Here is a 12829-nt window from a genome sequence, read left to right on the forward strand (position 1 = left end):
ACTGTACCCGATAGCAGCAATGCTGCATCCGTACAGGTGCGGGTCGTAACCTGAGTGTGAAGGCCTGCCACAACTAAACAGCGCAAACGATTTTATCCAAGATACTAAACCGGCCAGGGTTCGCCACTGTATAAAGTGGCCCCTGGCTTGTTTTAACCATACTATACCGACCATCTTAATATCAGCACGTATGAATTTATATAACGAAGCACTGACAAAGGCCACGCTGAAGCGATTCTTCCGCGAGGATCATGAATCTATTTATGAACGGTATCAGGACTACCTGTTATTCAATAACGAACATTGCCTGAAAGAGCATGATTTTGAGAATGTATTTACCCTCAACAGCCAGTTGGGTAACCGGTTGTACTTCTCCTTTCACTTTGGGCCGTTCTTGTATATTCTGTACCACCTGATCAAAAGAATGGAGATAGATGTTATTTTCATTGCCTCGCAGCATTCGCGCGACAGGGTTGAGCATTTTATTGAATTCTCTAAAACGGTAGATCTTAAGTTTAATGAAAATACGGTTATATACGCCGATTCGTATACAGGCTTCCGCCAGATTGTAGAAGCCATGAAATCCGGCAAAGCTTTATTCTCGCTGATTGATATCGGATCGGGATCGAATGCTATTGACAAAAGTAATAATGTAAAAGAAATTGAATTGCTGCAAGAGACAATGCTGGTGCGCAACAGCTTATTTGAGATCGCCGCCAAACTGAAATACCCGATTACCCAGGGGCTTGGCTACTGGAAAGACGGGAAGCGGCATATCGAATTAAAGGACATTGAGCCAGAACAGTTTTCTATGGCTGCTGTCTGGAAAGACTTTGAAAAAATGCTGGTACAATATCCTGAACAATGGGAATCGTACCATACTATATATAAATTCATGAAACCATCCCTGCCTGGTGATACAGACCATATAGCCCGGGAGCAGGACTATACCTTCTGCAAAGACCGGTATGACATCCTTAAAGACAAAGACAATAAGTATCTTTTTGCACAGGAGTACTTCTCCTTCTTCAAGATCAGTGACCGCACTACAGAAATTATCGAGTACTGCGAGACCAATAACCTTACTTTTAAACTGGACGAAATAGAGGAGCTGTTTGAGCACAACGGATTTGTAACAGACCTGATCAAATATAAAATTATAGGCACATGCTAGAGCGATTTACAGAAAATGTTGCAGCGGTACAACTTCACCATAACCAGTCTGAGGAGCGTTATTTTATCGAGTTCAATAATAATTTTTTCCTCATCAGTGAGTTCACTTTTGGCTTTATAGAGTACGTCAAAAAGAATCCGGGTATTAATTACGGCAGTATCGGAAATCAATTTCAGTTAAGTCCCGAAGAGACTACTTTTATTGTAGAGAACCTGAATAATGAGGTGCATGACATCATCAGCACAGAACACAAGAGTTCGGTTAAATTAAAGATCACTTTACTGAATGCCCGCTATGTCAATATTATATCGGACAAGCTCAAATTCCTGATCAGACCCAGCCTGCTGCAGTTTATCATTGGCTTGCTGGCTGTGGTGGCTATGTATATTGGTATGTATTATTACCTGAAAGGGCATATCACAAAAGTGACAGGGGTAAACTATTATATCCTTTATCCCATCTTTCTGTGTACCCTCATCATTCATGAACTGGGCCATTCGGTAGCCACCAAGAGATTCAATCTGGCACCACGCGAAATTGGTTTCGGGCTCTTCTTTATCCTGCCGGTACTGTATTCCAATATCAGTTGTATATGGGTATTGAATAAGGAAAAGAGAATCATTGTAAACCTTTCGGGTATCTTCTTCCAGCTGTTTTTTACACTGGTCATGAGTATTATTTTCTTTGCTCATAAAGAATTCCTGTTTGTATTGTATAATATCAATATTGCTGTGATCTTCTTTTCCCTGTTTCCGTTTATTAAAACAGACGGGTACTGGGTACTATCAGATTTCTTTGGCAAGCCCAATCTCTTTGAAAATTCTAATCAGTACCTCTATAAATTATTCAAGAAAGAAGTGAAGTTTGATCTGTTCTACTTTTTCTACAGCATTGCACATTTCATTTTTATCTTTTATGTATTGAGTATATTTATACGCAATATGTCTGGTGTATTAGACATCGACTTCCATAATATCACTTATATATCCCTGTTCAAAGGTATATACTCTTTGATATTCGTATACTTTCTTATTAATAGTATCATCAGTAAATTCAAATCATAAAATGAGCAAACGCTATATTGTATACCTGATGCTGGCCTGCGCTGCCGGATCATTGAGTGCCTGCCGCTTTTTCAGTAATGGCAATGACAAGACCAATGTAAACGAAATTAAATACAGCAGTAACCAGCTATCCCTTAAAGGCAATGCAACGATTACCGTATTGCGCACAGACGATGATACTGCAAGCATCCGCATTTTAAATGAGGATAAATACAAGGTATCCAGAACCGGTTCTGAAGTATACCTGTACCAGGAGCCGGGAAAGGGATCATCAAAAGCCACAGCAGAGAAGGATCAATACCCGCGTATAGAGTTTCGTGTGCCTAAAAAAACGACCAGCTTAAACCTGGAGTTATTAAGAAACGGCGACATTATCCTGGCCGACAGCTTTGACCTCAGCGAGCTTGCCATAAGTCTGAATGGCAATGGGGACATTTCAAGTCCTTACAAAACAAAAGTCGGCACCTGTACCATGACCCTGAGCGGAAACGGAGATATAACCTTCAACCAGATTGAAGCGCAGACCATCAATACAACTTTGAATGGTAACGGCGATATCCTGCTGGAGGGAACGACCAGAGTACACAATTCAGACAATAATGCAGACATCAATACCGAACGCTTAGTGATCTTAAAATAAAACCTTACATGAATTATAAAGTAATACTGACTACCAGTGCCGCCAGCTTATTCTTTGTGACTGGATATGCCCAGAATAATGATACGATTGCCTCTACCGCAGATACCAGCCAGATGATCAAAGGCCAGAACATGAAAGAAGTGGTAGTTGAGAGCCGTCGCAGCCTTGCTATAGTAAAAGCTGACCGGACCATCTTCAACTTTGCCGGACATGATTTCCTGACGAACGGATCTACTCTGGAAGGCTTGAAAAAACTACCCGGATTACTGGTTTCTGATGTGACAGGCGTGGTATACCAGGGTAAACAACTAACGGTGTATGTTGATGGCAGACCGGTGAATCTCTCCTCCGGCGACCTGAACAATTACCTGGAAGGAATGCCAGGTAACTCGGTAGACCGGGTAGAGGTAATTACCCAGCCCGGGGCCGAATTTCCGGCTACAGGTGGGGGAGCCATCGTTAATATTATTACGTCCAATAATTCTATGGACTATTTCTCGGCTACCTATGGCAATGGCATCAGTTATGCACCAGACAGTAAAAACCTGAGATTTAACAATAACCTTTCCCTCAATTCAAGGATAAAAAATGTAGGACTGCAATTGCAGATCGGGCAGAACCATATTGAGCAAACGCAAAACAGCCGTTTCTTTAAAGAGCAAAACACTTATTCAACGAATAATGTTGACCGCACACTCAATTACACGTTCCTGAATGCCGGCCTGAAATATTATTTCAAAAGAGACCGCCTTATCCTGAACTACAGGCTGAGTCATAACCGGGACAAGTCATCTATATACTCCTTCAGTACCGGTTTCCAGTCAGACGACAATGGCCTGGCCAACAGGAATAACCATGACCTTGCCGCGACCTATCAGAAAAGATTTAAGCAGCCCGGTCAGACCCTGGATGTCAACCTCAGCTATAACACCAACCGTAACCTCAATAACCTGGAGTCTAAACAGCAGAACACTCCGGCATTGCTCGACAATGAAAACATAAGCGAAATACTGCTCGCCAAGATCGACTATAGTCAGAGTCTTACAATCGGTGGCCTGCGCGAGTCCAGCATTAATGGAGGATTGCTGATGGAAGGTGTCGATTTCAGAACCAACAGCTTCGAGATCAGGAATTTTAAATACCAGAGAAATACACTGGCTGCATACCTGGAACTGAAAGGCTCTTACCATAAATGGGATTTCATCCTGGGCAATCGCCTGGAAAAATACGATATATCCGGTGCTTTCATCACAGACAAGGTACCGTCCTACAATAAGCTGCGGTATTACCCCAATGCTACGCTACAGTATAATATCATGAAGGGGATACACCTCAACATGAATTATAACAGTAAGATTACCTTACCTAACCTGGCAGCACTGAACCCGAACAATGTCAATTATGTAAACCCTAATTTATCCTTTGGTGGTAATCCGGGATTGGCGCCTACACTTTCTGACAACTATGAAGTGAAGCTGAGTGCATTCAATTACTTTTTCGTGTCCTATAATATAAGACATGCCCGCAACTTCATCACTGACAGGTTGGTTGACGTTAATGGCACAGTAAATAATGTTATGGTGAATGTGCCGGAGCTGATGCATTATAATTTCAATATCGGTATTCCTGTTCCGTTCATGATCTTCACCAAAGGGCTGAAGCAGACATTGCAATTCAACTTTAACCCAGATGAAATGAATTTTCTGTATGCCCAGGCCGGAAACAATCGTTTCAATATTGAAGGCATTACCTCCAAATCGATCTGGAACCTACACCTCACTACACAGCTGGTACTGCCATTGAAAGTAAAACTGATGGCACAGTATTATTCCTCATCGAAAGGCGGTAATCATTATTACTTCATGATACAGCAGCCATTGAATAACCAGTTTGACCTGAACCTGTCGCGCCGTTTCTGGAACAATAATCTCTCGGCCTCAGTATTTGTGTATGACCTGTTCAATACCAACCGGAATGCACTACAGGATATGGGCTCCGGTGTAAGCTACTACAGCAAGTATGACACCAGGAGATTCGGACTCTCCCTCAGCTATAAATTCCGCTCAGGCCACTCCAAAAAAACCAAGGAAGATCAGTTTATAGATGATCAGCCAAGAACGGAAACACCAACAAATATTGTTCAGTAAAAAATAAAAATATCCGGTAGTATACCGGATATTTTTATTTTCAGAAGGCCGAAAAATCACATTAACATATTACATCATACATACATCGGCAACAGTAAGCATATTATCTTATCGTTAAGGATATAAGTGCCTGTATATTAATAAATTGTTGTTTCCCTGCTCAAGTGAATCATAATTTAAATATTGGTCTAATTTTGCGATTCAGTTCAATTATAATATGAAAAAATTATCTCTACTGTTGCTCTGTGGTACGCTCGCTGCATCCACATTAACCTTTAACGCCTGCGTTAAAAAAGGACATGACGAACCTATCGACAATACAGGAAATGATCCTAAGATTCCTGTTACCCATACTATTGCACAAGTATTAGCCATGCCGATTGGTACTGCTATTACGGAAGATGTTGTGGTATCTGGTATTGTTGTTATGGATGACCGCAGTGGTAACTATTATAAAAAATTCGTTATTCAGGATGAAACCGGCGGACTGGAAATCAACCTGGATCAGAATAATATCTACAATGACTATCCTGTAGGCCGTAAAGTATATATTAAATGTAAGGGCCTTACCATGGGTACTTATGGCGGTATGATTCAACTGGGTTATGGTCTGGATGAAAGACAATCTATAGTAGCTATTCCATTTGCAATGGCCGATAACTTTATCGTAAAGGCTAATTATCCGAACCCGATCAAGGTCGATACCTTCTCTTATGATGAGCTGGCTAATGCTGAAGCAAACGGTGCCCGTCTGAATACGCTTGTAGCCATCAGAAATACACAGTTTACCAATCCTGGTCAGCCTTATGCTGCACCAAGCGGAACAACCAATAGAGACCTGGAAGGTTGTGGTGCTTCTGGTACCGGTATTGTATTAAGAACAAGTAACTACTCCCGTTTTCAACCAGTGACGACTCCGACAGGTAGTGGTGTAATTGTGGGTCTGTATACCAAATTCGTTTCCGGTAGCCGCAGCACACCGCAGTTATTCATCAGAGATACAACTGACGTACGCTTCTCTGGTGCGAGATGCGGATCGGCTAATGGGGTAACCTTATTCAGTGAAGACTTTACCGGTGGCGCGGCCAATGCGATCGTAAGCTTAACCGGCTGGTCTAATGTAGCTGAAGCGGGAACTATGCAATATGTATATGGCGGTTCTAATCCTTACGCTAAGATTACAGCGTACCAATCGGGACAGTCTGATGTAAAGTCATGGCTGATCACCCCTGCTGTAAATTTAAGCGGGTACAGCACGTATGCTTTATCCCTGAGATCTACTTATGGTTTCCCTGATGCGGCAACACTTAAAGCATATGTAACGACAAGTTATAATGGTAACCCGGCTGCTTCTTCATGGACAGAGCTGGATGCGATTACCGTATCCGGACAGGCCAACTGGGCATGGAAAGATATCAATGTGAGCATTCCAGCATCTTTTGCAGGTCAGCAGGTATATATCGGCTTTAAATATACCGGTAGTTCCAGCGGGGCAACAGGTACTTTTGAGGTTGATGATATCAAAGTATTAGGAAACTAATGTTCCTATAAATTATTGTGATAAAGGTTGCTTTATATGAGCAACCTTTTTTTATATCTTTGCGGGGCAAAACAATATTGTTATCTTTTATCTTTCTTTATGAAAATAGGTATTGTGTGCTATCCTACGTTTGGAGGGAGTGGTGTGTTGGCGACAGAATTGGGTATAGCATTGGCCGACAAAGGCCACGATGTACACTTTATTACTTATCAGCAGCCGGTTAGGCTGATCAATAGTTTCAGACCGAATATCTTTTTCCACGAAGTCAGCGTACCGGTGTACCCGTTGTTTGACTTTCCGCCGTATGAGACAGCACTGGTGAGCACCCTGGTAAGTGTAGTAAATAACTATGACCTGGATGTACTGCATGTACACTATGCCATTCCACATGCCTCTGCAGCATACTTTGCCCAGCAGATCCTGAAGAAAGGTGGTAAAGGTTTACCGTACATCACCACACTGCATGGTACAGACATTACCCTCGTAGGCCGCGACAAGACCTATGCGCCTGTAGTAACCTTCTCCATGAACCAGTCTTCTGCGATTACAGCTGTATCTAACAACCTGAAAGAAGAAACACTGGCTTACTTCGATATTGAGAAGGAGATTGATGTGATCTACAACTTCGTTGATGTGGACCGCTTCCAGCGAAAAGATAAATCTCATTTCAAAAAAATGATTGCTCCGAACGGAGAGAAGATCATTGCCCATGTCTCTAACTTCCGTAAGGTAAAAAGGGTAGATGATGTGATCAAGATCTTTGAAAAAATCCGTAAAGAGGTACCCAGTAAATTACTGATGATCGGTGACGGACCGGAGCGTATCGAGGCAGAGGAACTGGTAAAACAGTTCTGTAACCTGCAGACAGACGTTCGCTTCCTGGGTAAACAGGAGCAGGTCGAAGAGATATTCAGTGTAACGGACCTCTTCCTGCTGCCATCAGCGTACGAGAGTTTCGGGCTTGCCGCACTGGAAGCTATGGCCTGTGGTATACCGGTTATTTCCAGCAATGCAGGCGGCTTGCCAGAGATCAATACTCATGGCGAAACAGGGTACCTGAGCGATGTTGGTGATGTAGATGATATGGCAGACTGGGGCATTAAATTGCTGGGCAATGAAGATTTACTGAGCAAAATGAAAGAAAATGCGTATAATCGTGCTCACAGCTTCACCATTGACAAAGTAGTTCCTCAATATGAAGCCTTATACAACCGTGTGATCGACGAATACAAAAAAAGCAAGTAATTTTTTCATGAGTGTACCTCCAGCACCAAAACCATACAGCCAGTTCCGGGCATTCCTGGCTTTAACCAAAGCCTCTATTAAGTCAATGCTGAAGAGCCCCTCATCGGTGGTATTCAGCCTGGCATTCCCACTGGTCTTTATCCTGGTATTCGGATTCATGGGAGGCAGCAGGAACAGCATCAGCGTGGCGCTGGACCCCAATAGTGATACTTTAAATCCTATATACAGGGAGCTGAGTCATAACCCGATTGTAAAATTCAACCGGGACATCAAAGACACTGCCGAGCTGAATGCACAATTACAAAAAGGCGCGCTGGCTACGGTATTAAATATCCGCAAAGACACAAAGCAAAACGGCAGGTATATCGTAGATATTCATTCCAATGTAGCGAAGATGGCCAATGCAGAACAGCTGCAGGCCATTATTAATCAATCGATGCTGGATGAAGACTCCTTACTGCACCATCGTTCGGCGGAAATTGTTGCGGTAAACAAAACCATTATCCAGTCCCGCCAGTTCAAAACTATAGACTTTATATTGCCCGGACAATTGGGCTTCTCTTTACTGGCAGCCAGTGTATTCGGCACAGCATTCGTATTTTTCCATTTACGCCAGATGCTGGTACTGAAGCGCTTCTTCGCCACACCTATCCGACGCAGTAATATGCTGCTGAGCGAAGGGGTAGCGCGGCTGATCTTCCAGTTATTGGGTGCATTACTCATCATCCTGATCGGTAAATATTTCTTTGATTACACCCTGGTCAACGGGGCAAGTACCGTATTTTCGATGCTGGTGGTTTCGGCTATTGCCCTGCTGGTATTCATGAGCTTTGGATTTGTGATCAGCGGTATTGCCAAAAGCGATGCGACTATTCCACCATTAGCCAATATCTTTACCCTGCCGCAGTTCTTACTGGCAGGTACATTCTTCTCTATAGATGCTTTACCCAAATGGCTGCAGTTCTTTGCGAAACTGATGCCGCTAACTTATTACAACAATGCACTGCGGGCCATCGCTTTTGACGGGGCCAGCCTCTGGCAGGTGAAGTGGGAGATCCTGGTGCTGCTGATCTGGGGCGTGATCGGGTATGGCCTTGCAGCCAAGCTCTTTAAGTGGGAGTAACACTAATTTCAAAAAAACAATTATGATTCAATTCGATAAATTTACTTTAGCCAACGGTCTTCGCGTGATCGTGCATAAAGACGAAACCACCCCTATGGTGGCCGTAAATGTACTGTATGATGTGGGCGCACGTGATGAAGAGGAGCACAGAACAGGATTTGCACACTTATTTGAACACCTGATGTTTGGCGGTTCTGTCAACATTCCTGAATATGATGAGCCATTGCAGATGGCCGGTGGGGAGAATAATGCCTATACGACAAACGACTTCACCAATTACTACATTCAATTACCCAAAGAGAATATCGAAACGGCTTTGTGGCTGGAGAGTGATCGTATGCTTTCCCTGGCGTTTAGTGAAAAGAGCCTGGAAGTGCAGCGTAAGGTGGTGTGCGAAGAGTTTAAAGAACACTATATCAACAAGCCTTATGGTGATGCCTGGAAGCATGTACGTGAGCTGACCTATACTACCCATCCTTATAAATGGATGACCATCGGTAAGGAACTCAGCCATATAGAAGAGGCACAGCTGGAAGATGTAAAGGCTTTCTTCAAAAAGCATTACAATCCTTTAAATGCGATCTTGTGTGTAGCGGGAGATGTAGAGACCGAAGCCATAAAAGTACTGGTAGAAAAGTGGTTTGGCAATATCCCTTCAGGAGAGAAATATACCCGTCAATTGCCTGCAGAACCAGTACAAACCGAAGATCGCAGAAAAACCATTACGGCAGACGTACCCCTGAATGCACTGTACAAAACCTGGCATATCGGTAACCGTTTAGACAATCAATACCATGCGGCAGATATTATTACAGAAGTGATGGGCAGCGGACAATCGTCCCGTATGTACCAGGAGCTGGTTAAGGAACAACGCCTGTTCAGCAACATCAGCTGTTATCATACCGGCAGTATAGATCCGGGTATTATCGTGGTAGAAGGTAAGCTGGTAGAGGGTGTGGCTATTGAAGATGCAGAAGCGGCTGTGGATGCTGCCCTGAAAACATTACAGGACAAAGGTATTACGGAAGAAGAACTGCATAAATCCATCAACAGACTGGAATCTATGGTTGCTTTCGAAGATATGAACCTGCTGGCCCGTGCCAATAACCTGGCGTTTTATGAACTGCTGGGCGATGCCGATATGATGAACACCGAAATGACGAAGTATGCACTGGTAACTGCTGCTGAGGTAAAAGAAGTAGCCAGAGAAATTTTCAGACCGGGCAATAGTAATACATTGCACTACCTGAAACAATCCAATGCACCGGTTGCAGAATAGTAATCATAATTAATATATAAACAGACAAGGCTCCGGAAATTCCGGAGCCTTGTCTGTTTATATATTAGGGCCATCCGCATGTAGTAACCTATCTTGTCCGTCCTTTTGTCCGGCAACAAAAGGACCAAAAATGCCTTTGTTTTCATCAAGGCGATTGCATAGCACCGCCATTTTGTACCGTTGCGTGCATTGATCGTCTGAGCTTAACGTGTGATCCGTTCGGTGCTCAACGATCGCAGCTCCACTCCAAAATGGCTATCGCTGTGATGAAAACAATAAGCGATCCGTACCGTACGGATCGCTTAATAACGGCCTTATAAATCCGGCGTTAATAAAATCATTGGCTCGGTCGATTAGTTGCAAACCACAGTCTGAGCGCAGCGTTCTGGTTTGCGACCGACCGACATGTAATACGTTTCAACTAGAATCCTAAAGTCAGGGTCAGCAAGTAATTACGGCCTGCCTGAGGGAAGTAGTAATTAAATGTTTGCATACCACCATACAGGTAGCTGAAGGTATAACCCTTAGATTCATATTTCTTGTCCAGGATATTATTTACAGAAAGGCTGATGCCTGCTTCTTTGACCCAGCGGTTGCAGATCGAATAGTTCAGGCGTACATTAGCCAGTGCGTAAGGGTCAATGCTGCGTGCAGTATTAGATGTATTATCTAGGTACTGACGGCCTACATACTTACCGATCAGGTCTATGGTGAAGTTCTGATCTATATCCATCTCAAACGGACAGAAGGATAGGGTAGCACCCGCTATGGTATTAGGCGACAGGGCAATGTCTGTATTGCTGTGCTGCACTTCCAGTTGCCCGCCGTTATCATAGTCATCAATATATTCGGTAAATGATTTGATCTTGTTCTGAGACAAAGTCAGGTTAGCCTGTACGTTCAGCCACGGAGCTACTTGCGAAGAACCGAACAGCTCCAGACCACGGCGATAGCTCTGACCTACATTGCTGCGGGTATAAGCGCCTACATCATTGATCTTACCGGTAGCCACCAGTTGGTCTTTATACAGCATATAATACAGCTGTGCACCCAGGCTGGTACGGCCATTGTTGTACTGGTAGCCCAGTTCAATATCATTCAGCTGCTCCGGCTTAGGAATCTGGTTTACACCAGCTTCAAAATCATCACGATTAGGCTCTTTATTAGCCATCGCATAAGAACCAAATACTTTATGTGCACCCTTGATATAGCTCAGACCAAACTTCGGGTTAAAGAACAGGTATTGCTCGTCGGTAGATACACCCGGGTTTTTGCGGAAGCCATTGATCTTGTATTGCACCGATCTCAGCTGCAGGTCAGCATATCCGTACAGATGAGCAGCCAGCTGCTGTTCCAGCTTGCCATAGATATTAGCATCTGTTTTATGTGCGGTAAGATTATACCAGCGGTAATCGGCCGGTACACCACCTTCCTTTGCCCAGGTTACATAACCATAGTGCCTGGCATCATATTGCGATAAAGCACCACCCAGTACCAGCTGCGTTCTGCCCCTGGTATACATCAGGGAAGCCACCGCACCATAGTTGTAGTTGTCCAGCCATAACTGGCGGGTCAGGGATGTTTCGGTCAGTGTATCGGAACCCACAATCCTGTCTGGTAAGCCATAAGTACTATAGCTTTCTCCCATACGATACTCATTGTAATATCCTCGGCCGCGGGTCAGGTACAGACCAGCATTCAGTTTCAGGGAATTATTGAACTTATGGTTGAAGAATAACTGATAGAAATCCTGCTGGTAATTATCGGTCTGGTTGTTGTAATATGTACCGTCATCCTTCAGGCCCAGCTCATTATATGTACGATTGGTTGATAAAGAATCCTGTGGTACACCATTCCAGGACTGACCGGTCTTTTCCTTACCGGTAAAGAGATTGAACTTAATATTGGTACGCTCATTGCGACTGGTCCATCCGGCCAGTAACTGTGCCGATTTCAGATCAGATGCACTGCGGTCGACATAACCATCGCTGGAGAGTTTGGACAGGCGCACATCTATATTAAAGCCACCTTTAAGGCGACCGCTTCCGGCCATCAGTGTATGTCTTAAAGTATTGAATGAGCCTACCGTATTGATCGCGCGGGCCGATGCCAGATTCTGCTGATCCATATTACTGATATTAACCGTACCACCGAAAGCACCGCTACCATTAGTACTGGAGCCCACACCGCGCTGTATCTGTATACTTCCGGCAGAGGAAATGAGATCAGGTATATTCACCATAAACGAACCCTGCGATTCCGCATCGTTCACCGGTATACCGTTAATGGTAAAATTGATTCTTTGCCCATCCGTACCACGCACCCGTATATCGGTATAACCAAGCCCGTTACCGGCATCGGAATTGATCAGTACAGAAGGTGTCTGGTCCAGGAGATTGATTACATCACGGCCATCATTACCTTTGGCAATGTCCTGGCGGTTGAGGGTAGTGGCGGCAAATGGTGCTTTGGTACTGGCCCTCAGGGCAATTACCTCTACAGGAGTCAGCTCCCGGTTACGGGTAGTGTCCTGCTGTGCCTGTACAGCAGTAGTGCAGGCCAGGCCTGCCACAAGAATTGAGGCTTGTTTCTTCATATCTATTACACAATTACAATT

General features: G+C 44.0%; 9 protein-coding genes. 8 read left to right on the plus strand and 1 reads right to left on the minus strand.

Features of this window, described 5'->3' with window-relative positions:
* Positions 1-190: 190 nt before the first annotated feature.
* The 8 genes from EMP01_RS10350 (at position 191) to EMP01_RS10385 (ending at position 10212) form a co-directional block, all read left to right on the plus strand.
* Positions 191-1174 carry a lysophospholipid acyltransferase family protein gene (locus EMP01_RS10350; protein ID WP_129021446.1) on the plus strand — a complete coding sequence of 328 codons (984 nt, stop codon included), beginning with the start codon at positions 191-193 and terminating at the stop codon, positions 1172-1174.
* Positions 1168-2238, plus strand: a complete 1071-nt coding sequence (locus EMP01_RS10355) for a zinc metalloprotease (RefSeq protein ID WP_129021447.1) — start codon at positions 1168-1170, stop codon at positions 2236-2238. The genes EMP01_RS10350 and EMP01_RS10355 overlap by 7 nt, the downstream gene beginning before the upstream one ends.
* A gap of 1 nt (position 2239) precedes the next feature.
* Positions 2240-2878 (plus strand): GIN domain-containing protein, encoded by a 639-nt coding sequence (locus EMP01_RS10360; protein WP_129021448.1) that lies wholly within the window; start codon positions 2240-2242, stop codon positions 2876-2878.
* 8 nt (positions 2879-2886) lie between these two features.
* Positions 2887-5025, plus strand: coding sequence for an outer membrane beta-barrel family protein (locus EMP01_RS10365; protein ID WP_129021449.1), 2139 nt, complete (start codon positions 2887-2889; stop codon positions 5023-5025).
* Positions 5026-5242: 217 nt separating this feature from the next.
* Positions 5243-6565 (plus strand): DUF5689 domain-containing protein, encoded by a 1323-nt coding sequence (locus tag EMP01_RS10370; protein ID WP_129021450.1) that lies wholly within the window; start codon positions 5243-5245, stop codon positions 6563-6565.
* Between the two features lie 99 nt (positions 6566-6664).
* Positions 6665-7810: an N-acetyl-alpha-D-glucosaminyl L-malate synthase BshA gene (gene bshA / locus EMP01_RS10375; RefSeq protein ID WP_129021451.1), complete on the plus strand. Its 1146-nt coding sequence runs from the start codon at positions 6665-6667 to the stop codon at positions 7808-7810.
* 7 nt (positions 7811-7817) lie between these two features.
* Positions 7818-8933 carry an ABC transporter permease gene (locus EMP01_RS10380; protein ID WP_129021452.1) on the plus strand — a complete coding sequence of 372 codons (1116 nt, stop codon included), beginning with the start codon at positions 7818-7820 and terminating at the stop codon, positions 8931-8933.
* A 22-nt stretch (positions 8934-8955) separates the two neighbouring features.
* Complete coding sequence (locus tag EMP01_RS10385; protein ID WP_129021453.1) at positions 8956-10212, plus strand: M16 family metallopeptidase; 1257 nt, start codon at positions 8956-8958, stop codon at positions 10210-10212.
* 421 nt (positions 10213-10633) lie between these two features.
* Here the strand turns inward: EMP01_RS10385 and EMP01_RS10390 are convergent, their stop codons facing one another.
* Positions 10634-12808, minus strand: coding sequence for a TonB-dependent receptor (locus EMP01_RS10390; protein ID WP_129021454.1), 2175 nt, complete (start codon positions 12806-12808; stop codon positions 10634-10636).
* Positions 12809-12829: the final 21 nt, after the last annotated feature.

This window comes from Edaphocola flava, assembly GCF_004118155.1.
Taxonomy (GTDB): Bacteria; Bacteroidota; Bacteroidia; order Chitinophagales; family Chitinophagaceae; genus Edaphocola; species Edaphocola flava.